We start from the raw sequence: 21,744 nt of genomic DNA on the forward strand, positions 1-21,744 counted from the left end.
GAGACTATATGTCCACTTTCGCGCAAATGATTGAAAACATCACCCCGGAAATCTACGAAAGCCTGAAACTGGCCGTGGAAATCGGCAAATGGTCGGATGGCCGCAAGCTCACCGCCGAGCAGAAAGAGCTGTCGATGCAGGCCGTCATCGCCTGGGAGATGAAAAACCTGCCAGAAGACCAGCGCACCGGTTACATGGGCCCGCAGGAATGCGCGTCGAAGTCTGCGCCGATCGCCAACATTCTGTTCAAGTCGGACTCGGTACATTGATCGAACTCGCTCGTGGCTCGTTGAGCAAAATGGCGGTAAGCCTGCAGGCGCCGGTGGTCCAGTACAGCTTCCGCCTGGATGACACGCAGGTGCCGGTCAACCCGCTGATCGGCCAGCGCCTGCGCCTGGAATACCTTGGCGCCATTCACTGCAGCCATTGCGGCAAGCGCACCAAGACCAGCTTCAGCCAAGGTTACTGCTACCCGTGCATGACCCGGCTGGCACAGTGCGATGTGTGCATCATGGCCCCGGAAAAATGCCACTACGAGGCCGGCACCTGCCGTGAACCGGCCTGGGGCGAGCAGTTCTGCATGACCGACCACGTGGTCTACCTGGCCAACTCGTCAGGGATCAAGGTCGGCATCACCCGCGCCAGCCAACTGCCCACCCGGTGGCTCGACCAGGGGGCCAGCCAGGCCCTGCCGATCATGCGCGTGGCTACCCGCCAGCAGTCTGGCCTGGTCGAAGACGTGCTGCGCAGCCAGGTGCCCGACCGCACCAACTGGCGTGCACTGCTCAAAGGCGATGCCGAGGTGCTCGACCTGGCGGCCATTCGCGAGCAGGTTTTCGACGCGTGCGCCGAGCGCCTGGGCGAGCTGCAGGGGCGTTTCGGCCTGCAGGCGATCCAGCCGTTGCCGGACGCCGAAGTGGTGCAGATCAACTACCCGGTCCAGGCCTACCCGCAAAAGATCGTCAGCTTCAACCTGGACAAGGACCCGGTCGCCGAAGGCACGCTGCTGGGCATCAAGGGCCAGTACCTGATCTTCGACACCGGTGTGATCAATATTCGCAAGTACACGGCCTACCAGTTGGCCGTGCTCCAGTAAAAAGGACCTGCACATGCGCACCGAACAACCGCAAGTGATCTACCTGAAGGATTACCAGGCGCCCGAGTACCTGATCGACGAGACGCACCTGACCTTCGAGCTGTTCGAGGACCACACCCTGGTTCACGCGCAGCTGGTGATGCGTCGCAACCCGGCACGCGGTGCCGGCTTGCCGCCGCTGGTGCTCGATGGCCAGCAGCTTGAGCTGCTGCGTGCCGCGCTGGATGACCGGGAATTGCAGGCCGCCGATTACCAGCTGGACGGTGACAGCCTGACCGTGCAGCCGCAAGCCGAGCACTTCACCCTCGACACCAGCGTGAAGATCCACCCGGAAAGCAACACTGCGCTCGAAGGCCTGTACAAATCCGGCAAGATGTTCTGCACCCAGTGCGAGGCCGAGGGTTTCCGCAAGATCACCTACTACCTCGACCGCCCGGACGTGATGAGCAGCTTCACCACCACGGTGATCGCCGAGCAGCATCGCTACCCGGTGCTGCTGTCCAACGGTAACCCCACCGGCAGCGGGCCGGCCGAGGATGGCCGCCACTGGGCCACCTGGGAAGACCCGTTCAAGAAGCCAGCTTACCTTTTCGCCTTGGTGGCCGGTGACCTGTGGTGCGTCGAAGACACCTTCACGCGCCAGTCGGGCCGTGATGTGCTGCTGCGCATCTATGTCGAGCCCGAGAACCTGGACAAGTGCGACCACGCCATGGTCAGCTTGAAGAAGTCGATGCGTTGGGACGAGGAAGTCTACGGCCGTGAATACGACCTGGACATCTTCATGATCGTTGCCGTCAACGACTTCAACATGGGCGCCATGGAAAACAAGGGCCTGAACATCTTCAACTCCAGCTGTGTGTTGGCCCGCGCCGAAACGGCCACCGATGCCGCGCATCAGCGTGTCGAAGGTGTGGTCGCCCACGAGTATTTCCACAACTGGTCGGGCAACCGCGTCACGTGCCGCGACTGGTTCCAGCTGTCGCTGAAGGAAGGGTTCACGGTGTTCCGCGATGCCGAGTTCAGTGCCGACATGAACTCGCGCACGGTCAAACGTATCGAGGACGTGGCCTACCTGCGTACTCACCAGTTTGCCGAAGATGCCGGCCCCATGGCCCACCCCGTGCGCCCGGATAGCTTCATCGAGATTTCCAACTTCTACACCCTGACAGTGTACGAGAAGGGCGCCGAAGTGGTGCGCATGGTTCGCACCTTGCTGGGCGCCGAAGGTTTCCGCAAAGGCAGCGACTTGTATTTCGAGCGCCACGATGGCCAGGCGGTGACCACCGACGACTTCATCAAGGCCATGGAAGACGCCAACGGCGTGGACTTTACCCAGTTCAAGCGCTGGTACAGCCAGGCAGGCACCCCGCGCCTGGAAGTCAGCGAGGCGTACGACGCCGCCGCCCAGACCTACAGCCTGACGTTCCGCCAAAACTGCCCGCCCACCCCGGACAAGGCCGAGAAGCTGCCGTTCGTGATCCCGGTGGAGTTGGGCCTGCTGGATGCTGCCGGCAACGACCTGCCGCTGCAACTGGCAGGTGAGGGCGCCGCCACGGCGGTCCAGCCAGCCACCAGCCGGGTACTTTCGGTGACCGAGGCCGAGCAGACCTTCACCTTCCAGGGTATCCAGGCCAAGCCGCTGCCGTCGCTGCTGCGTGGCTTCAGCGCCCCGGTCAAGCTCAGCTTCCCGTACGACCGCGACCAGTTGATGTTCCTGATGCAACATGACAGCGACGGTTTCAACCGCTGGGAAGCGGGCCAGCAGCTGGCGGTCCAGGTGTTGCAGGAACTGATCGGCCAGCACCAGCGTGGTGAAGCCCTGAAACTGGACCAGCGCCTGATCACGGCCTTGGGCACGGTACTGGGCAACCCGTCGCTGGACCCGGCCATGGTCGCCGAAATGCTCTCGCTGCCGGGTGAGGCCTACCTCACCGAAATCAGCCAGGTGGCCGACGTGGACGCCATCCATGCCGCCCGCGAGTTCGCCCGCCAGCAGATCGCCGAGCAACTGTTCGACGCGTTGTGGGCGCGCTACCAGGCCCACCGCGAAGCGTCGCGCAGCACTGCCTATGTGGCCTCGGCCGAGCACTTCGCCCGCCGCAGCCTGCAGAACATCGCTTTGTCGTACCTGATGCTGAGCGGCAAGCCGCACGTGCTGGAAGCGACCCTGGAGCAGTTCGAACACTGCGACAACATGACCGAGCGCCTGACCGCGCTGGCGGTGCTGGTCAACTCGCCGTTCCAGGCGGAGCGGGCGAAAGCGCTGGAGGCGTTCGCCGAGCACTTCAAGGACAACCCCCTGGTGATGGACCAGTGGTTCAGCGTGCAGGCGGCCAGCACGCTGCCGGGCGGGCTGGCACGGGTCAAGGCGTTGATGCAGCACCCGGCGTTCACCCTGAAGAACCCCAACAAGGTGCGTGCGCTGATCGGTGCGTTTGCCGGGCAGAACCTGGTCAACTTCCATGCCGCCGATGGTTCTGGCTACCGTTTCCTGGCCGACCTTGTGATCGAACTGAATGCGCTGAACCCGCAGATCGCTTCGCGTCAGCTGGCGCCGCTGACCCGCTGGCGCAAGTATGACGAGGCGCGTCAGGCGCTGATGAAGGGCGAGCTGGAGCGGATTCTGGCTTCGGGTGAGCTGTCCAGTGATGTGTATGAAGTGGTGAGCAAGAGCCTGGCTTGAGGGCAATCGGGCTGCTTTGCAGCCCATCGCGACACAAGGCCGCTCCTACAGGGTAAGGTGCGATTGTAGGAGCGGCCTTGTGTCGCGATGGGCCGCACCGCGGCCCTGGCTTTTTCAGGCCGACAACAAAACATAACACCCCGCCCGTTGTAATCCCGCGAACATCCCCGCTACGATCCCTTCAAGCTGTTGCAGGCCTCTAGATCAGGCTTTTCGCAGTGCCTGCAATGCATTGACCCGCCGAATAAAAACACCAAGGGGACAGTCATGAGGGAACACAACAGGCGCCGCGCCTGGCCATTGGCAGCGGCATTGGCGCTGGCACTGGGCGCGTGGGCCGGCAGCGTGCAAGCCGCCAGTGCCGACCAGTACTCCACCGAATCGGCCAAGGCCAGCCAGAGCCTGTTGATCGGCACCACCCACGCTGGCAAGCGTCTGGTCGTGGTCGGTGATCGCGGCCATATCCTGTTCTCCGACGACCAGGGCAACACCTGGACCCAAGCCCGCGTACCCACGCGGCAGTTGCTCACCGCCGTGTTCTTCATCGACGACAAGCGCGGCTGGGCCGTCGGCCATGACGCACAGGTGCTCGCCAGCAGCGACGGCGGCGCCACCTGGAGCAAGCAGTTCGAAGACCTTTCCCGTGAAGCGCCGTTGCTGGATGTCACCTTCCTGGATGCCCGGCATGGCTTTGCCGTGGGGGCCTACGGTGCCTTGTTGGAAACCACTGACGGCGGCCAGCACTGGCAGGACGTGGCCGAGCGCCTGGACAACCCCGACCAGTTGCACCTCAACGGCATCACCCAGGTGCGCGATGCCGGCCTGTTCATCGTTGGCGAGCAGGGCGGCATGTTCCGTTCTGCAGACAACGGCCAGACCTGGGCCAAGGTGCAAGGCCCCTACGAGGGCTCGCTGTTTGGCGTGATCGGCACCCGTTCACCCCGCACCCTGCTGGCCTATGGCTTGCGCGGCAACCTGTTCCGTTCAGCCGACTTCGGTGACAGCTGGCAGCAGGTCGAACTGAAGGCCGCGCGCGGCAGCCTGGAATTCGGCCTGGCTGGCGCTGCGCTGCTGGCTGATGGCGCCCTGGTGCTGGTCGGCAACGGCGGCAGCGTGCTGCGCAGTACCGACGATGGCCAGACCTTCAGCGTGTACAACCGTGCCGACCGCATCGCCCTGGCCGGCGTCAGTGGCCTGGCCAGTGGCGGCCTGCTGCTGGTGGGCCAGGGCGGTGTGCACCTGGCAACCGCGCAGGGTGCCGATCGCACTGCCGAGGAGCCGCGCCAATGACCAGCCGGGAGAGCATCACCATGCATCCGCATCACCAGGACAAACCTACGCTGCTCGAACGGCTGATCTTCAACAACCGCCCCGTGGTCATCGCGCTGTGCGTGCTGATCAGTATTTTCCTGTTCTGGCAGGCGACGCAGATTCGCCCCTCCACCAGTTTCGAGAAGATGATCCCGCTGCAGCACCCGTTCATCGAGCAGATGATGGAGCACCGCAACGACCTGGCCAACCTCGGCAACACCGTGCGCATCTCCGTGGAGGCGGTCAAGGGTGACATTTTCGACAAGGATTACATGGAGACCCTGCGCCAGATCCATGACGAGGTGTTTTACCTGCCTGGGGTCGACCGTGCCGGGCTGAAGTCGCTGTGGAGCCCCAGCGTGCGCTGGAGCGAGGTCACGGAAGAGGGTTTTTCCGGTGGCGAGGTGATCCCCAACACCTACAACGGTTCCCAGGACAGCCTGGATACCCTGCGCAACAATGTGCTCAAGTCAGGCCAGGTCGGGCGGCTGGTCGGCAACAACTTCAAGTCCAGCATCATCGATGTGCCGCTGCTGGAGAGCTACCCTGACCCGCAGGACCCCAGCCGGCTGCTGAAACTGGATTACCAGCAGTTCTCGCACCTGCTGGAAGAGAAGGTGCGTGACAAGTTCCAGGCGCAGAACCCCAATGTGAAAGTGCACATTGTCGGCTTTGCCAAGAAGGTCGGTGACCTGATCGACGGCCTGGTGATGGTGGCGATGTTCTTCGGCGTCGCCCTGGTGATCACCTGGGTGCTGTTGTACTGGTTCACCTGGTGTATCCGCAGCACCATCGCCGTGCTCATCACCACCCTGGTGGCGGTGGTCTGGCAACTGGGCCTGATGCACGCGGTGGGTTTCGGCCTGGACCCGTACTCGATGCTGGTGCCGTTCCTGATCTTCGCCATTGGCATTTCCCACGGGGTGCAGAAGATCAACGGCATCGCCTTGCAGTCGAGTGACGCCGACAACGCGCTCACCGCTGCACGGCGTACGTTCCGCCAGTTGTTCCTGCCGGGCATGATCGCCATCCTGGCCGATGCGGTGGGCTTCATCACCCTGCTGATCATCGACATCGGGGTGATTCGCGAGCTGGCCATCGGCGCGTCCATCGGGGTGGCGGTGATCGTATTCACCAACCTGATCCTGCTGCCGGTCGCCATCTCCTACGTCGGCATCAGCAAGAAGGCCATCGAACGCAGCAAGAAGGACGCCACCCGCGAACACCCGTTCTGGCGCCTGCTGTCGAACTTTGCCAGCGCCAGGGTGGCGCCGGTGTCGGTGGCGCTGGCGCTGCTCGCCTTCGGCGGGGGCCTGTGGTACAGCCAGAACCTGAAAATCGGCGACCTCGACCAGGGCGCGCCGGAGCTGCGCCCCGACTCGCGCTACAACCAGGACAACAACTTCGTCATCAGCAACTACTCGACCAGTTCCGATGTGCTGGTGATCATGGTCAAGACGCCGGCCGAGCAGTGTTCCATCCACTCGACCATGACCCCGATCGACGAGCTGATGTGGACCATGGAAAACACGCCGGGGGTCCAGTCGGCGATCTCCCTGGTCACCGTGTCCAAGCAGGTGATCAAGGGCATGAACGAGGGCAGCCTGAAATGGGAAACCCTGTCGCGCAACCCCGACATCCTCAACAACTCCATCGCCCGTGCCGACGGGCTGTATAACGGTGACTGCTCGTTGGCGCCGGTACTGGTGTTCCTCAACGACCACAAGGCCGAAACCCTGGAGCGGGTCACGGCGGTAGCCCAGGCGTTTGCCGACAGCCACAACAAGGAGGGCCTGCAGTTCCTGCTGGCAGCAGGCAATGCCGGGATCGAGGCCGCGACCAACGAGGTGATCAAGTCGGCCGAACTGACGATCCTGATCCTGGTGTACATCTGTGTGGCAGTGATGTGCCTGATCACCTTCCGCTCGCTGGCCGCCACCCTGTGCATCGTTCTGCCGCTGGTGCTGACCTCGGTGCTGGGTAACGCCCTGATGGCCTACATGGGCATCGGTGTGAAGGTGGCCACCTTGCCGGTGGTGGCGCTGGGCGTGGGCATTGGCGTTGACTACGGCATCTACATCTACAGCCGCCTGGAAAGCTTCCTGCGCGCCGGGTTGCCGTTGCAGGAGGCGTATTACCAGACCCTGCGCTCGACCGGCAAGGCAGTGCTGTTCACCGGGCTGTGCCTGGCCATTGGTGTGTGCACCTGGATCTTCTCGGCGATCAAGTTCCAGGCCGACATGGGCCTGATGCTCACCTTCATGTTGCTCTGGAACATGTTCGGGGCGTTGTGGCTGCTGCCGGCCCTGGCGCGGTTCCTGATCAAGCCGGAAAAGATGGTGGGCAAGCAAGGGGGGTCGATTTTCGCCCATTGAAGGCAGGGGGCCGCGTTGCGGCCCAATCGCCGGCAAGCCAGCTCCCACAGGGATGTCACAGGGTTATACTGGCAGCACTTCCCTGACAGGTAACCCAATGTCCTCCCTCAGCCACGCCCTGCAGTCCTGCGACATGCTCCTGATCGACGGCCTGCACGCCTTCGACTTCACCGCCGATACCACTGGCCTGCGCGTCGAGTGCATGGACGGCCGCCAACTGCGCCGCTGGTCGTTTACCCCCGAGCAGGTCGCCGCGGCGACCCCCATGGGTGACGAGTGGCAACTGGACGATGCCAACGGCGCGCATCGGCTAGTCTGCATGAGTGCCTTTCGCGCCCCGGATGAAGACCAAGATGAACCGCACCTGGACGACCCTGCTGACCACTAGCCTGATGAGCCTGACTATCCCGAGCCACGCCGCGACCCTGCTGGTGGGCAGCTATACCGATGGTGCCAGCCAGGGTATCTACCGCTACCAGTTCGACGAACAACGTGGCCACATCGACCCTACCCCGCAGCAAGTGGTGAAAAGTGTCAGCCCGTCGTGGCTGGTGCTGTCGGCCGACCGCCGCCTGCTGTTCGCTGTCAATGAAACCCCGGGCGGCAATGCCAGCAGTTTCAGTGTCAGTGCAAAGGGCGACATCAAGCCGCTCAACCAGGTGGCCAGCCAAGGCGACGAGCCAACCCATGCCAGCCTCAGCCACGACCAGCGCTACCTGTTCGTGGCCAACTACGCGGTCAACCCTGACCCCGGCGGCAGCCTGGCAGTGATGCCGGTAGCCAGGGACGGTCAGCTCAAGCCGGTCGTGCAGCAACTGCGACACCGGCCCAGTGGCGTGAACCGCGAGCGCCAGGCGGGGGGGCATGTGCATTCACTGGTGTCGTCACCCAATGGGCAGTATCTGTACGCCTGCGACCTCGGTGCCGACAAGGTATTCATCTACCGCTACGACGGCGCCAGCCCGGACCAGCCGCTGAGCCCAGCCACGCCGGCGTCGGTGGCGTTGCCGCCAGGCAGCGGACCACGCCACCTGTTGTTCGATGCCACGGGGCAGCATGCCTACCTCACGTTGGAAATGAGCGGTGAAGTGGTGATGTTCAATGTCAGGGGTGCGGACCTGAGCGTGGGCCAGCGCCTGGCACTGACCGAAGACTCGGCGTCGACGGCCAAGGCGGCGGGCGGGTTGCACCTGTCGGCCGACGGGCGCTTCCTGTACGTGAGCAATCGCGGTACAGCGAATGAAATCGTGGTGTTCGCGGTTGGCGAGGGCGATGGCAAGCTGACCTTTGTGCAGCGCCGCTCCGTGGAAGGCGACCACCCCCGCGAGTTTGCCTTGGACCCCGACAACCGCTTCCTGCTGGTAGCCAACCAGAAGAGCAACCAGATCGTGGTCATGCGCCGTGACGCCAAGACTGGCAAGCTGGGCGAGACGGTGCAGATTCTGGCCCAGGACGCACCCTCGGACTTGAAGTTCATCGACTGATATCAAACACCACGCCTTGTAGGAGCGGCCTTGTGTCGCGAAAGGGCCGCAGCGCGGCCCGGCAATGTCGGCTGTAACGCCAGAACCCGGGGCCGCTGCGCGACCCTTTCGCGACACAAGGCCGCTCCTACGGGGAGCCGGGTGAAGCTACCTGGCCATGATCGAGCGGAACAGGTCTGATGCCAGCCACCCCTCTAGCCAGCCCCGCAGCCGCGGATAAGCGGCCTCGGCGAACCACTGCGGTTCCACCCCGGCAAACTGGCGCATCAGCGGCAGCAAGGCGGCGTCGGCGATGCTCGGCTGGTCAGCCAACAGGTACGGCCGGCTCTCCAGCAACCCTTCGAGCTCTGCCAGCCAGGCCTCGGCCTGCTGGCGGTAGTACGCGCGAGGGTGCTGCGGGTAGCGCTCGGCATACTTGTACAGGTTCACCTGCGCCTTGAACCTGCTGTCGTTACGTGCGATCAGGGCATGCGCCTGCTGCGCCGCCACGGGGTTCGCGCGCAGTTGCCAATCCTGCGGGTCGTTCTGCGCCAGCGCCCAGCGCATGATATCCAGGCTCTCTTCCAGCACCTCGCTGCCGGTGTCCAGCACCGGCACCGTGCCCTTGGGGGACAAGGCCAGCAGTTCTGCCGGCTTGTTCTTCAGCGCCACTTCGCACACCTCGACCTCACAGCCTGCATAGCGCAGGGCCAGGCGCGCGCGCATGGCCCACGGGCAGCGACGGAACGAGTACAGGATCACCCGCACACCTGCACTTCGCTCAGGCCATTGCCTTGGCGGCGCACCTGAATCTGCACCGGAATGCGCTCGTGCATTTCCTGCACGTGGGAAATCACTGCCACCTTGCGCCCCTGGGCCTGCAAGCCGTCAAGGGCATCCATGGCCAGCTGCAGCGACTCGGGGTCCAGGCTGCCAAAGCCTTCATCGATGAACAGCGATTCGATGCGCAGGGTGCTGGAGGCCATCGAAGCCAGGCCAAGGGCCAACGCGAGCGACACCAGGAAGGTTTCGCCGCCGGACAGCGAATGCACCGAGCGCAGCTCGTCGCCCATTTCGGTGTCCAGGACCAACAGGCCCAGGGCACTGCCGCCCCGCTTGAGGCGGTAACGGCGGGCCAGTTGGCGCAGTTGGCTGTTGGCGTGGTGCAACAGCAGGTCGAGGTTGTAACCCTGGGCGATCTTGCGGAACACATCGCCCGAGGCCGAGCCGATCAGGGCATTCAGGCGGGCCCAGCGCTGCCACTGCTGGCGGGCTTGCTCGATCTCGGCTGCCAGTGCCTGATGGGCCTGCTGGCGGCGCTGGTCATCGGCCTGCTGCGCCCGCAGTTCGGCGCATTGCTGCTCGTGGATTGCCATGCGCTCGCGCAGCTCCAGCAGGGCTTGCTCGAGGGCTTCGGCCGTGGTGTCCACGGTCATGTCGGCCACGTGCTGTTGCAGGCGCTGTTCGCGTTCCTGCAGCAATACGCGGCTTTGTTCGATGGCTTTTTCCGCGCTGTGCAAGCGCTGGCGCAATGCTGCGACCTGCGCATCCTCCATGGCCAGCAGGCGGTCCAGCCCGGCGTCATCCAGCTCCGGGTGCTGGCTGCGCCACTGCGCGATCTGGCCCTGCAACTGCTGGCATTCGGCAACCAGCGCCTGCTGCTGCTGGCCGTCGGCCTTCAGCTCGCTGGCCAGTTGCACGGCTTGCGTGCGCAGTTCCTGCAGGCGTTGGGCGGTGTCGGCGTCCAGGGCGCGGGCCTGGTCCAGCGCGGCGTCCCTGTGCTGTTGCCAGGCTTCGGCAGTGGCGTGTTCACCGAGCAGTTCGCCGAGGGCGGCCTGGGCCTGCTGGCGCTGCTCGTCTAGGGCGGCAACTTGCTGCTGCAACTGCTGCAGGCCTTGCACGCGGGCCTGGTGCTGGTCGCGCAGCTTGTCGAGTTGCGTTTGTCGGGCCTGCTGTTCTTCCAGTTCGTCCTTGCGCTGTTCCAGTTGCTGCAAGCGCTGGGCGATCTGCTGGTCCAGGGCCAGGAAAGCATTGGCCGGGTCTTCGTCGAGTGCCTTCAGGGCCTGCTCGGGCAGCACACCGGCCAAGTCGTGCAAGCCTTGCTGCAACTGCTGCTCGTCGTTGGCCAGGGCCTGGTGCTGTTGCTCGAGGTGGCGCTGGGCCTGCTGTTGAGCGTCTTGGGCGGCCTGCAGTTGCTGGTTGAGGCGGGCAGCATCGCGTTGCAGCGTGAGCAGCGCGCTCTGGCGCTTCTCGTCCTGCGCGATTTCCGCCTCCAGGCGCTGCAGCTGGCTGGCCAGCCAGGTGCTACGGGCCTTGTCATCCTGCGGGGCCAGGGCCGGCCACAGGCTGTGCGCCTGAACTTGCGCCACCAGCGGTTGCAACTGATCGCCCAGTTGCTGCTGTTGTTGCTGGAAGTCCTTGAGCTGGGCGTTGACCACGCCCAGCTGGGTGCGCAGCTCGACCAACTTGCCGTTCAGGGTGTCGACCTGTTGCTGCGCGGCTGCTTCTTCAGCCTGGTCATGGCGGCCCAGGCTGTGCAGCAGTGCGTCAGGCTGGTGGAACGGGTGTTCGGCACTGCCGCAAACTGGGCAGGGTTCGCCATCGCGCAATTGGCCGCGCAGTGCCTCTACGCTGGTGGTGCGCGCCAGGCGTTGGCGCTCCAGCAGCTGGCGGGTGAGGTTGAGCGCCTGTTCGGCCGCCTCCAGCTCGGCCTTGGCCGCGGTGCCTTCGCTGATCAACTGCTGGCGTTGCTGCATGGCCTGTTGCTGGCGTTCACGAACGCTGTCCAGGTGCTGGCGCAGTTCCAGTTCGCGGCCGTGCAGGCGCGAAATTTCTTCAACGGCGCGCTGCTGTTTGCGGTTGTCCTGCAGCATGCCGCCGAGCAGGTCGATCTGCTCGGCCAGGGCCTGGGGTTCGGCCTTGGCTTCGCGGAACAGCAGCTCGTAGGCATCGCGCTCGGCCTGCAGCTGCACATTGGCCTGGCTGGCCTGGGCCTGCAGGCCGGGCAGCTCTTCGCGGCCCTTGGCCAGGCGGCCGCCAATCAGCATTACCTGTTTCAATTGTGGCAGGTAGGCGTGCCACGCACTGGCCAGGCCTGCCAGGTGCTCGCTGTCGGCAAGGGCACTGTCGATCTGCGCCAATTGCTGCAGGCTGCGCTGCTGGTTGGCCTCCAGCTGTTGCAACTGCTGCTGGCCATCGGCGACGTGTTGTTCAGCCTGTTGGCTGCTGCTGCGTTGCGCGGCCAGCGCTTCGTGCAGGCGCGCCAGGTTGTCCTGGGCGGCGAAGGCCTGGCGCAGGCGTGGGGCACTCTCGGCGTGTTGCGCCTGGCTGTCGGCGAGCGCCTGGCGGGCGGCGTTCAGTGCTTGCTCCAGGGCATTGGCGCGTTCCTGGAGTTCGTCCTGCTGCTGTTGCTGCTGCGCAATTCTTGCCGCCAATGGGGCCAGTTGTGCGTTCAGCGCCTGCTGGCGGTGGAACTGATGGCGCTGAGGGGCCAGGCGCTCCAGGCGCAGCAGGTCCAGGCGCGGTTCGGCCAGCTGCTGCCAGTCCTGCTCGGCGGCCTGCTGCGCGCGGGCCGCCTCGGCGTGCTGGGCTTGCAACCGGTTTTGCTCGTGCAGCCAGTTGCGTTGCTGTTCCAGCTGGCGCTCACCGGCCTGGTCAGCCTTCAGTTGCTGCTGAGCCTGCTCCAGTTGCTGGTCGAGCTGGGCGCGGGCTTCGGCGTCCATCGGCAGCAGGTGGCTGGCGCGCGCGAGCAGGTCGTTGTGCACCTCACCGGCCTCGCGGGCCTTGCTGAACGCGCGCTGGCCCAGGCGGGTGTAGATGGCGGTGTTGGTCAGTTTTTCCAGCAGTTCGCTGCGCTCTCTGTCGTCGGCCTTGAGAAACGCGCCAAACTCGCTCTGGGCCAGCATCACCGCGCGGGTGAACTGCTCGAAGTTCAGGCCCAGGCGGGCCTCGACCAACTGCTTGTATTCGTTCTTGCCGCTGGCCAGGACCTGTTCGCTGTCCAGGTCGTAAAAGCTCTGGCGGCTGTGCTGCAACTTGCCGTTGGCCTTGTCGCGGGCGCGGTTGGCTTCCCAGCGGGCACGGTAGCGGCGGCCGTCGACGCCGACGAAATCGACTTCGGCAAAGCCGCTGCCAGTACCACGGCGCAGCAGGTTGCGCGGGTCGGATGTGGGAATGTCGCCGTCGGCATCCGGCACCTTGGCTTCGCGACCGATGTCATTGAGCCGCGGCACGGTGCCGAACAGGGCCAGACACAGGGCGTCGAGCAGGGTGCTCTTGCCGGCGCCGGTGGGCCCGGTAATGGCGAACAGGCCGGCGCTGGCCAGGGGCTCGGCGGTGAAGTCGATGTCGACGGGGCCGGCCAGCGATGCCAGGTTCTTCAGGCGGATGGCAAGAATCTTCATGGCTGTTCCTCTTCCTGCTGCACGTCCTGCAACAGCAGGGCAAAGTCGGCCAGCGCCTGCTCGTCGACAGCGCTGCCGTAGGCTTGCTCCCAGGCCCGGCTGAACAGGTCTTGCGGGGTCATCTGGGCCAGTTCGACAAAGGCCAGGTCATCATCTTCGGTACTGTTGCGGCCAGCATACTCGGCACTGATGCGCACCAGCCGCACTGCCTTGCCCGCCAGCGCGGTCTCGATCTGCTGGCGCAGGTCCGGTTGCGGCTCGTCGAGAATGACCCGCACCTCCAGCCAGGGTTGGCGATTGGGGTCTTCCAGTAGGTCGATTACCGGCAGATCTGCCAGTAGCTGTAAAAGCTCACCCAGCGGTGCCGGGCCGATGCGTTGCAAGGCCACGGCGCGCGGTACCGGGCGCGGCTCGACGCTGACCAGGCCGCTGCCGTCCAGTTCCACCTCCAGCACCTGGTGCGGGTAGTTGATTTCGGCGAACGACAGCGGGATCGGTGAGCCGCTGTAGCGGATGCGTTCTTCGCGGTTGACCTTCTGTGGTTTGTGCAGATGGCCGAGGGCGACATAGCTGATGGACTTGTCGAACAGCTTGGCCGGCAGCGCCTCGGCGTTGCCGATGATCAGGCTGCGCTCGGAGTCTTCCGACACTGCGCCCCCGGCCATGTGCGCATGGCTGATGGCAATCAGCGCCTGGTCTTTCTTGCGTTTGTGCAGTGCTGCGGCGATCAGTTGCTGGTGCACCTGGGTGATGCCTTCGAGGTAGTCGTCGCCCAGGTTGGGGCCGGTGACTTCGGCCGGCCGCAGGAAGGGCAGCGCCAGGCACCAGGCTGCGACCTTGCCGCGGCCATTGGTCAGCGGGATCAGCAGCCGCTCGGCATCCAGTTGGCCCTCGTCCAGCCAGTGCACACGGCCCAGGGCGTGGGTGCGCAGGCGACGCATGAGTGCGGCAGGCAGCTCGATGCGCGAGCCGGAATCGTGGTTGCCGGCGATCATCACGATGTCCAGCTTGGGCTGTTGTTCATGCGCCTTGACGATGAAGTCGTAGAGGCGCTCCTGAGCTTTGACCGGGGGGTTGACCGTGTCGAAGATATCGCCGGCGATCAGCAGCGCATCCGGCTGGCGCAGGCGAAGCTGGCCGAGCAGCCAGTCGAGGAAGCAGGCGTGTTCGAAATCGCGTTCCTGGCCGTGCAGGCTTTGGCCCAGGTGCCAGTCAGAGGTATGAAACAGACGCATGGATGACCTGTGGTGTCGAGTCGAGCAAGCCAGAGGGCTTGGCTTTGGGGATGGGCGTTGCGCGAGGGCGGTATGGTAACCCAAGCAGGGGGGTGGGGGGCAGGGCGGGGAATGGGGGGAGGGCTGGCACCGGCTGCGCCGGTGTTCGCGGGCGCGCCCGCTCCTACAGGCACCGCGCAAAGCTCAGGCATACGTTGTACCTGTGGGAGCGGGCATGCCCGCGAAGAGGCCCTGGCCGGCAGCCGGCTACTTGGGATAAAGCGGCGGCAAGCTGCCATTCTCCCCAGCCGGCAACAACACCTGCTCGGCCGGCGGTATCGTGCCGATCGCCCGCCACAAATCCCCACCCTGCCAATACTGCCCACTCTCGCTGTACAACGCGCCATTCAACCCATCCAGCGCATCCGACAACGGCACGAAGCGTGCCGCCATCTCGGCCAGGGTCTCCGGTTGCTGCCGGGCCCAGGCGTCCAGCGCCTGGCGGGTGGCCTGGGGGTCGTTCGCCAGGCAGGCGCGCTTGAGGTCATCCAGCAAGGTGCGCGGGCTTGGCCCGTTCTGGGCCGCACGCAGCACCGCCGGTTGCGAGCGGGCGCGCCTCCACAGGGCGAAGCCCAGTACGGTGGAAAGGGCGAACAGCAGAGTCGCCAATTGCCAAGGCCACAGCGCGCTGCTGGCGCTGCTGTTATCGCCCACCGGGCTGTCGGCACTCAATGCCGGGTTGTCTTGCACGTTCAGCGTACGCGCCGGCAGGCTGCTTTGCTCCAGGTGATCTTCACGGGTGTTCCACCACGCCACTTCCAGCGCCGGCAGGGCCAACGTGCCGGCATGGGTGGGCACCAGTGCTTCGCGTTCCTCGCGGTTGGCGGTCATGCCGCGTTCGTTGATTTCGTTGCGCAGCAGCGGCTGGTCGGGGTAACGGCGCAGGCCGGTGATTTCGGTGGCGGGCAACGGCGGCAACTGGGTGCTGGAAAGGCCTTCGGCGCGCAAGGTGATGTTGCGTGTCAGCGAGTCGCCAATCTGTACCTGCTGGTTGCCGGGGTCGGGGTTCCAGTGCTCTTCCAGTGTCAGGCTACGCGCCGGCAACCACGGCACACCCGCAGGCCAGGCGGCGGGAATCGGGCGTACCGCCAGCCGCAGCGGCAGCGAGCTGACCTGTACCTGGTGCCCGGCCCGGGCCGTGCCATTGGCTTGCGGGGTTTCGTCGCTGCTGGCTGCGGCGGTGGCGCTGAACGTCAGTGGCGGGATCTCGAGGGTGCCACTTTGCTGGGGGTACACGGCATAGCGGGTTTCGATCACGCCGTGGCGCACGCCATTGATTTCCTTTTCATAGGTGCGCGATTCGCCGAGCGGTTCGACCTTGGCGCCTTCCAGCTGCAGCGGGCTCAGGCTGCTGTCGTCATAGAGCGCCACCGAGTGATAGATGCGCAAGGTGAGCACAGCCTGCGCCTGCACGTAGACGTCGGGGCTGTCGAGGGTGGCCTCGATGAACACCTGTGAAGTGTCCTGGCGACTGGCATCGGCCTGCAGCACTTGCAGGTCGATGGCCTGGCTGCGTGACTGACCCAACTGCAGCTCGGGGATACGCAGGCTGCCGCTGCGCCGCGGCAGCAAGGTGATGATCCAGCGGGTGCTGGCGCGGGTTTCACCGTCGAGGGTATGCAGGCTGTTCAGCTGGCGCGTGCCGCGCACCTCGAAGTCGCCTTCCAGGGCGCGCAGGTCGGGCTTGCCGAACTGGGTGACGTCCTGGCTTTCCAGGGTCAGTTCCAGGCTTTCGCCAGCCTCCAGGCGGGTGCGGTCGACGCTGGCCTGCAGCAGGGGTTCAGCCTGGGCCAGGGTGGCCCACAGCAGGGAGAGGAGCAAGACGCCGAAGCGACTCATCGTGGGGTTTCCTGTTGCAGTTGCTGTTCGTACCAGAATTTGCGCCGCAGCAGCTCCGCCGGGTTATCGGGGATCTCCCGCAGCCATTGTTCCAGGGCTTGGCGCTGTTCGGCGTCGAGGCTGGTCGACACCGGGCGCTGGGGCGGCTGGATGACGCCCTCATCGGCACCCGGCTGGTTACCCGGTGCGCCCTGGCTGTTGCTGCTGCTTTCGCCAGGCTGCTCGGCGCTGGCTTGTTCATCACCGCTGGGGGTGCCCTGGGCGGCGCTGCTGGCCGAACTGCTGTTGCCTTCGGTGTCGCTGCCGGGCGTGCCTTGGGCATCGTTACCGGGCGGTTGTTCCTCGGCCTTGGCCTGGCGCTGTTGCAGCAGCTGTTGCACCAATGCCTGGTTGTCCAGTGCCACTTGCAGATCGGGTTGGCGCTCCAGCGCCTGCTCGTAGGCGTCCAGGGCCGCTTCCAGCTCACCGGCACGGGCCAGTGCATTGCCTCGATTGTAGTGGTCGGCGGCCGTGTCGCCTTGGGAAAATGCCTCGGCCGCACCCGCGTAGTCGCCCGCCTGGTACAGCGCCAGGCCGCGCCACTGCGTGTCCTGGAAGTGCCGAGCCGCGCTGGCTGGGCGGTTCAGCTTGAGCAGGCGTTGGCCTTGCTGGTCGGGGCGCAGCCATAGGTCATCGAGCTCGAAAGCCTGGCTGGGCTGGGGCAGGGCCAGCAGCAACGGCAGGCAGAACAGCCAACCGCGCCGGCCGGCACACGCGGCCAGCAGTAGCAGCGGAATCAGCAACCAGTAGCCTTGGTCGGCCCAGCTGTCCAACTGCAGGGTCTGGCCGTCGTTGCGCCCGGCCCGCGGCTGGTCGAACAGGCCCAGGCCGCGCAGGTCCAGGTCGTCAATACGCGCATGCCGGTAGCGCCCGCCGGTGCCGTTGATGAAACCCTTGAGGCTGGCATTGTCCAGGCGGGGCACCAGAATGCCGCCTTGGTCATCCTTGAGGTATTCGCCATTGGCCTGGCGCACCGGGGCACCGTCACGGCTGCCGATACCCAGCATCAGCAGGCTTGGGCCCTGCCGGCCAAGGGCCTGGGCGATGCCCTGGCGCTCCGGGGCGCTGAGCGACGACCCGATCAGCAGCAGGCGGCCCTGGCCGAGCCCGCTCTGGGCCAGCAGGGCCAGGCCCTTCTGCACGGCCAGGTCGGCGCGCTGGCCGGGCTTGGGCATGATCGACGGGTCGATGGCCTCCAGCAGGTTGCGCGTGGTGGCCAGGTCATCGGACAGCGGCACCAGGGTGTGTGCGGAGCCGGCATACACCACCAGCGCCGTCTGGCTGTCGCGGCGGTGCTCCAGCAGGTCGAGGATTTTGCGCCGGGCCTGTTCCAGGCGATTGGGCGGGCTGTCCTCGGCAAGCATCTGCGGGGTCAGCTCCAGCAATATCACCAGCGGGTCGGCTGGGCGCTGGCGGTTTTCTTCCACTCGCTGCCAACTGGGTCCGAGCAGGGCCAGGATCACCAGTAGCCATGCCAAGCCCAGCGCCACCCACGGCAGTTTGCTGGTGTTGCCGTTGCCGCCGCCCAGCAGCACAGCGTGGAATGCCGGCGGCAGGATCAGCTGCCAGCGCCCGGCGCGTTTGCGCCGATGCCACAGCTTGTACAGCAGCCAGCCAAGCAAGGGCACGGCCAGCAGCCACAGCGGGCGCAACCATTGCGGCCACAGGTCGATCATCGCCGCCTCCTCAAGCGCAAGCGCTTCAGGCGTTGGCGCCATTCCGGGTGTGGCTGCAAGAAGCGCGGCTTGCGCAGCAGGCGCTGCATCAGGTTGTCGGGCCATTGCACGGCCACCACGAGCAGCACGCTCAGCAGCAGCGCCAGGGCCAACGGCCAGGCGTACAGGGCTTGGGCGGTGCGGGCCTGGGTCGGTTGCTGGGCCACCGGTTCGAGTTGGTCGAGGGTGTCGCCAATAGCGTCCAGTTCGGCTCCGTCATGCGCGCGGAAGTACGCGCCGTGGGTGATTTCGCCGATTTCCCTGAGTGCGGCTTCGTCCAGGTCCAGGCTCGGGTTGAGGCCGAGCAGGCCTGGGGTGCCACTGGCTTCGGGGTTGGCGCCAATGCCGATGGTGTAGATGCGCACGCCTTCCTGGGCTGCCAGGCGGGCTGCCGTCAGCGGGTGGATCTGCCCGCCATTGTTGGCACCGTCGGTAATCAGTACCAGTACCCGGCTTTGCGCCGGGCGCTGGCGCAGGCGTTTCACCGCCAGGCCAATGGCGTCGCCGATGGCCGTGTTCTTGCCGGCGATGCCGATTTGCGCTTCGTCGAGGAAGGTGCGCACGGTACGCCGGTCGAAGGTGAGCGGGGCTTGCAGGTAGGCCTGGCTGCCGAACAGGATCAGGCCCACGCGATCGCCTTCACGGTCCTGCAGGAAATCGCCGAGCAGGGCCTTGACCAGGTCGAGGCGGCTGATGTCTTCGTTTTTCCACTGCATGTCCGGGAAGTCCATCGACCCAGACACGTCCACCGCTACCAGCAGGTCGCGGCCGCTGGCCGCCACCGGCACCGGGTCGCCGAGCCATTGCGGGCGCGCGGCAGCGCACAGCAGCAATAGCCAGATGACCACGAATGGCCCTTGCTGGCGCCAGGTGGGCAGGTTCAGCCGTGCGCGCCGCCCGGCCAGGCCTTCCAGTTCGTTGAGGAAGCCAACCTTGAGTACCGGTTCGCCGCTATCGGCGGCGGGCAGCAGCAGGCGCGCCAGCCACGGCAGCGGCAACAAGGCAAATACCCACGGCCAGGCCAGTTCAAACATGCTTGCGGATCCAGGTTTCGACGGCTTGGCTCAGCCCGGCGATGGCCTTGTCGTCGAGTTTGCACTCGGGCTTGTAGGCGCCTTCGACCAGCACCATCCAGCGTGTGAGGCCGGCTGCCGGGCAGCGGTTGTCGAGAAATGCCAGCCACTGGCGGCCGTTGAGGGTATGGCTGTTGGCGCTCGGGTAGTGGCTGCGGCACAGGCGCTTGAGCAGGGCGTTGATCTGTTGCAGCCAGGCGCCGGCGGGGGCGCCGTCGTAGGGGCGTGGCAGGCGTGCCAGCTCGGCCAGCGCCTCTACCCGCACCGGGTCCAGCGGTTGCTCAGCGCGTACGACGCGGCGCTTGCGCGGGCGCCAGTGCCGCAGCCGCCAGAGGCCCCAGCCCAGCATTGGCAGGATGACCAGCAATGCCCACCAGCCGGGTGCTGGCGGCCATAGGCCGATGGGCGCCGGTTCGATCAGCGGTTGCAACTGATCGAGTGGGTTCATGACGCGCTCCGCGGGCGCTGTGCGCTCAGGTATTCGCGCAATTGCTCGATCATTTCACTTTGCGTGCTCAGCGGCATCAGCAGCACCCGCAGCTTTTGCGCCAGCAGCTCCCAGCGCTCGATGCGGGCTTCGGCCTGCTGGCGGTAGGCCTGGCGCAGGTTGGCGTCGAGGGTGTCGAGCTCCAGCTGCGCGCTGCGTTGGGCAAAACGCAGCAGGCCAGCGGCCGGCAGGGCATGGTCGAGGGGGTCGGACACCGGCAGCAGCAGCAGGTCGCAATGCCGTGACAGCATGGCCAGGTGCTGCTCCACTTGGGCGCTGAGCGAACGCTCGTCGCAAATCACGATGGCCAGGCTGCCCGGGCGCAGTACTTCGCGGGCGCGGCGCAGGGCCAGGCCCAGGCTGTCGGCCCCGGCAACCGCCTCGGTGTGCAGTGCCTGGTTGACCTTGGCCATGCGGTTGAGCAACTGCAGCAGGCTCTGTTTGCTGCGCCGGGGCTTGATTTCGTGGTGCTCGTTGTCGCCGAACACCAGGCCGCCGATGCGGTCGTTATGGGCCAGCGCGGCCCAGCCGAACAAGGCGGCGGCCTGGGCCGCGAGCACCGACTTGAACATCAGGCCCGAGCCGAAGAACAGCCGCTGGCTCTGCTCGACCAGGATGAAGATAGGCCGTTCGCGTTCTTCGTGAAACAGCTTGGTGTGGGGCTCCTGGGTGCGTGCGGTCACGCGCCAGTCGATGTTGCGCACGTCGTCGCCGGCCTGGTACACGCGCACTTGGTCGAAGTCCACACCGCGCCCGCGCAGTTTGGAATGGTGCAGGCCGACCAGCGGGCTGCGTTGGCCGGGCTTGGAAAACAGCTGGATTTCGCGCACGCGGTGGCGCATGTCGATCAGCTCGGCGAGGCCGATGCGGATGCCGGGTTCGGCCAGGTGCGCAGTGGGCATGGGGTCAGGCAACGGCGACGACGTCGAGGATGCGCTGGACCACGCGGTCCTGGTCGATCCCCGCGGCCTCGGCTTCGAAGGAGAGGATGATGCGGTGGCGCAGTACGTCGAACAGCACCGCCTGGATGTCTTCGGGGCTGACGAAGTCGCGCCCGGCCAGCCAGGCGTGGGCACGTGCGCAGCGGTCCAGCGAAATGGAACCGCGCGGGCTGGCGCCGTAGGCGATCCAGTCAGCCAGCTCGGTATCGAATTTGGCCGGGGTGCGGGTGGCCATGACCAGCTGCACCAGGTACTCCTCGACGGCATCGGCCATGTACAGGTTGAGGATTTCCTTGCGCGCGGCAAAGATCGCCTGCTGGCTGACCCGCCGTTCGGGTTTCACTTCGCCGCCCAGCGCTTCGCCGCGGGCCTGCGCCAGGATGCGCCGCTCGACCGCGGCGTCCGGGAAGCCGATTTTCACGTGCATCAGGAAGCGGTCGAGCTGGGCTTCGGGCAGCGGGTAGGTGCCTTCCTGCTCGATCGGGTTCTGCGTGGCCATGACCAGGAACAGGGGTGACAGGTCGTAGGTGCTGCGGCCCACACTGACCTGGCGTTCGGCCATGGCCTCGAGCAGTGCCGACTGGACCTTGGCCGGTGCGCGGTTGATTTCGTCGGCCAGCACCAGGTTATGGAAGATCGGCCCCTGCTGGAACACGAAACTGCCGGTTTCCGGGCGGTAGATTTCCGTGCCGGTGATGTCGGCCGGAAGCAGGTCAGGGGTGAACTGGATGCGGTGGAACTGCGCTTCTATGCCCTCGGCCAACTCTTTGATGGCCTTGGTCTTGGCCAGCCCGGGCGCCCCCTCGACCAGCATGTGGCCGTCTGCCAGCAGCACGATCAACAGCCGCTCGACCAGTTTCTCCTGGCCTAGGATCTGGGTTGAAAGAAAGGTGCGCAGCGCGATCAGCGCTTCACGGTGTTCCATCGGCGACGGTTCCTGGTAGGGGGCCGGAGGCGGCTGACGGCAGCTGCCCTGGCAAGGGCTGATACTTTAATCCATCCGGGGGGGCGGCGACTAATGGCACGGGGTAAATTTATCGCTGCA

Annotated in this window: 16 protein-coding genes; 7 read left to right on the forward strand and 9 right to left on the reverse strand. The window is 65.6% G+C overall.

What is annotated here, in order from left to right; all coding sequences use genetic code 11:
• The first annotated feature begins 8 nt into the window (after positions 1 to 8).
• The 7 genes from ACF8SD_RS08075 to ACF8SD_RS08105 all read left to right on the forward strand — a co-directional run bounded on the left by ACF8SD_RS08075 (position 9) and on the right by ACF8SD_RS08105 (position 8,949).
• Complete coding sequence (locus tag ACF8SD_RS08075; RefSeq protein WP_392484181.1) at positions 9 to 269, forward strand: YeaC family protein; 261 nt, start codon at positions 9 to 11, stop codon at positions 267 to 269.
• Positions 266 to 1,096 (forward strand): DUF2797 domain-containing protein, encoded by an 831-nt coding sequence (locus tag ACF8SD_RS08080; RefSeq protein WP_178120139.1) that lies wholly within the window; start codon positions 266 to 268, stop codon positions 1,094 to 1,096. The genes ACF8SD_RS08075 and ACF8SD_RS08080 overlap by 4 nt, the downstream gene beginning before the upstream one ends.
• Positions 1,097 to 1,109: 13 nt before the next feature.
• Positions 1,110 to 3,779, forward strand: coding sequence for an aminopeptidase N (gene pepN / locus ACF8SD_RS08085; RefSeq protein WP_392484182.1), 2,670 nt, complete (start codon positions 1,110 to 1,112; stop codon positions 3,777 to 3,779).
• 267 nt (positions 3,780 to 4,046) lie between these two features.
• Complete coding sequence (locus ACF8SD_RS08090) at positions 4,047 to 5,069, forward strand: YCF48-related protein (RefSeq protein WP_173890630.1); 1,023 nt, start codon at positions 4,047 to 4,049, stop codon at positions 5,067 to 5,069.
• A gap of 20 nt (positions 5,070 to 5,089) precedes the next feature.
• Positions 5,090 to 7,465: an RND family transporter gene (locus ACF8SD_RS08095; RefSeq protein WP_173891723.1), complete on the forward strand. Its 2,376-nt coding sequence runs from the start codon at positions 5,090 to 5,092 to the stop codon at positions 7,463 to 7,465.
• Between the two features lie 97 nt (positions 7,466 to 7,562).
• The gene (locus ACF8SD_RS08100) at positions 7,563 to 7,853 is read left to right on the forward strand and encodes a DUF5629 family protein (RefSeq protein ID WP_173890628.1); all 291 of its coding nucleotides are present in this window, start codon (positions 7,563 to 7,565) and stop codon (positions 7,851 to 7,853) included.
• Positions 7,819 to 8,949, forward strand: a complete 1,131-nt coding sequence (locus ACF8SD_RS08105; protein ID WP_249414287.1) for a lactonase family protein — start codon at positions 7,819 to 7,821, stop codon at positions 8,947 to 8,949. The genes ACF8SD_RS08100 and ACF8SD_RS08105 overlap by 35 nt, the downstream gene beginning before the upstream one ends.
• A gap of 147 nt (positions 8,950 to 9,096) precedes the next feature.
• On the opposite strand, the gene ACF8SD_RS08110 is transcribed toward ACF8SD_RS08105, so the two are convergent.
• The 9 genes from ACF8SD_RS08110 to ACF8SD_RS08150 form a co-directional block, all read right to left on the reverse strand.
• A complete protein-coding gene (locus tag ACF8SD_RS08110; RefSeq protein WP_392484184.1) occupies positions 9,097 to 9,690 on the reverse strand; it encodes a glutathione S-transferase in 594 nt (197 codons plus the stop codon).
• Positions 9,687 to 13,331, reverse strand: a complete 3,645-nt coding sequence (locus tag ACF8SD_RS08115) for an AAA family ATPase (protein ID WP_392484185.1) — start codon at positions 13,329 to 13,331, stop codon at positions 9,687 to 9,689. The genes ACF8SD_RS08110 and ACF8SD_RS08115 overlap by 4 nt, the downstream gene beginning before the upstream one ends.
• Positions 13,328 to 14,566: an exonuclease SbcCD subunit D C-terminal domain-containing protein gene (locus ACF8SD_RS08120; protein WP_173890620.1), complete on the reverse strand. Its 1,239-nt coding sequence runs from the start codon at positions 14,564 to 14,566 to the stop codon at positions 13,328 to 13,330. The genes ACF8SD_RS08115 and ACF8SD_RS08120 overlap by 4 nt, the downstream gene beginning before the upstream one ends.
• Before the next feature lie 246 nt (positions 14,567 to 14,812).
• Entirely contained in the window at positions 14,813 to 16,444 is a 1,632-nt protein-coding gene (locus tag ACF8SD_RS08125) for a BatD family protein (RefSeq protein WP_392484186.1), read from the reverse strand.
• Positions 16,441 to 18,159, reverse strand: a complete 1,719-nt coding sequence (locus ACF8SD_RS08130; protein WP_392484187.1) for a tetratricopeptide repeat protein — start codon at positions 18,157 to 18,159, stop codon at positions 16,441 to 16,443. The genes ACF8SD_RS08125 and ACF8SD_RS08130 overlap by 4 nt, the downstream gene beginning before the upstream one ends.
• The gene (locus tag ACF8SD_RS08135; protein ID WP_047149559.1) at positions 18,156 to 19,232 is read right to left on the reverse strand and encodes a VWA domain-containing protein; all 1,077 of its coding nucleotides are present in this window, start codon (positions 19,230 to 19,232) and stop codon (positions 18,156 to 18,158) included. The genes ACF8SD_RS08130 and ACF8SD_RS08135 overlap by 4 nt, the downstream gene beginning before the upstream one ends.
• Complete coding sequence (locus tag ACF8SD_RS08140; RefSeq protein WP_173890614.1) at positions 19,225 to 19,719, reverse strand: DUF4381 domain-containing protein; 495 nt, start codon at positions 19,717 to 19,719, stop codon at positions 19,225 to 19,227. The genes ACF8SD_RS08135 and ACF8SD_RS08140 overlap by 8 nt, the downstream gene beginning before the upstream one ends.
• The gene (locus ACF8SD_RS08145; protein ID WP_029886675.1) at positions 19,716 to 20,660 is read right to left on the reverse strand and encodes a DUF58 domain-containing protein; all 945 of its coding nucleotides are present in this window, start codon (positions 20,658 to 20,660) and stop codon (positions 19,716 to 19,718) included. Before ACF8SD_RS08145 ends, ACF8SD_RS08140 begins: the two co-directional genes overlap by 4 nt.
• Before the next feature lie 4 nt (positions 20,661 to 20,664).
• Positions 20,665 to 21,624, reverse strand: a complete 960-nt coding sequence (locus ACF8SD_RS08150; protein WP_009683481.1) for a MoxR family ATPase — start codon at positions 21,622 to 21,624, stop codon at positions 20,665 to 20,667.
• Between the last annotated feature and the right edge of the window lie 120 nt (positions 21,625 to 21,744).

This window comes from Pseudomonas sp. CJQ_9, from assembly GCF_043106615.1.
Classification (GTDB): Bacteria; Pseudomonadota; Gammaproteobacteria; order Pseudomonadales; family Pseudomonadaceae; genus Aquipseudomonas; species Aquipseudomonas juntendi.

Excerpts from the sequence above, each read along its gene's own strand:
- ACF8SD_RS08135 (WP_047149559.1), bottom strand. The coding sequence starts at position 19,232 with ATGTTTGAACTGGCCTGGCCGTGGGTATTTGCCTTGTTGCCGCTGCCG.
- ACF8SD_RS08090 (WP_173890630.1), top strand. The coding sequence starts at position 4,047 with ATGAGGGAACACAACAGGCGCCGCGCCTGGCCATTGGCAGCGGCATTG.
- ACF8SD_RS08150 (WP_009683481.1), bottom strand. The coding sequence starts at position 21,624 with ATGGAACACCGTGAAGCGCTGATCGCGCTGCGCACCTTTCTTTCAACC.
- ACF8SD_RS08095 (WP_173891723.1), top strand. The coding sequence starts at position 5,090 with ATGCATCCGCATCACCAGGACAAACCTACGCTGCTCGAACGGCTGATC.
- ACF8SD_RS08105 (WP_249414287.1), top strand. The coding sequence starts at position 7,819 with ATGAACCGCACCTGGACGACCCTGCTGACCACTAGCCTGATGAGCCTG.
- ACF8SD_RS08125 (WP_392484186.1), bottom strand. The coding sequence starts at position 16,444 with ATGAGTCGCTTCGGCGTCTTGCTCCTCTCCCTGCTGTGGGCCACCCTG.
- ACF8SD_RS08120 (WP_173890620.1), bottom strand. The coding sequence starts at position 14,566 with ATGCGTCTGTTTCATACCTCTGACTGGCACCTGGGCCAAAGCCTGCAC.
- ACF8SD_RS08130 (WP_392484187.1), bottom strand. The coding sequence starts at position 18,159 with ATGATCGACCTGTGGCCGCAATGGTTGCGCCCGCTGTGGCTGCTGGCC.
- pepN (WP_392484182.1), top strand. The coding sequence starts at position 1,110 with ATGCGCACCGAACAACCGCAAGTGATCTACCTGAAGGATTACCAGGCG.
- ACF8SD_RS08140 (WP_173890614.1), bottom strand. The coding sequence starts at position 19,719 with ATGAACCCACTCGATCAGTTGCAACCGCTGATCGAACCGGCGCCCATC.
- ACF8SD_RS08115 (WP_392484185.1), bottom strand. The coding sequence starts at position 13,331 with ATGAAGATTCTTGCCATCCGCCTGAAGAACCTGGCATCGCTGGCCGGC.
- ACF8SD_RS08075 (WP_392484181.1), top strand. The coding sequence starts at position 9 with ATGTCCACTTTCGCGCAAATGATTGAAAACATCACCCCGGAAATCTAC.
- ACF8SD_RS08100 (WP_173890628.1), top strand. The coding sequence starts at position 7,563 with ATGTCCTCCCTCAGCCACGCCCTGCAGTCCTGCGACATGCTCCTGATC.
- ACF8SD_RS08145 (WP_029886675.1), bottom strand. The coding sequence starts at position 20,660 with ATGCCCACTGCGCACCTGGCCGAACCCGGCATCCGCATCGGCCTCGCC.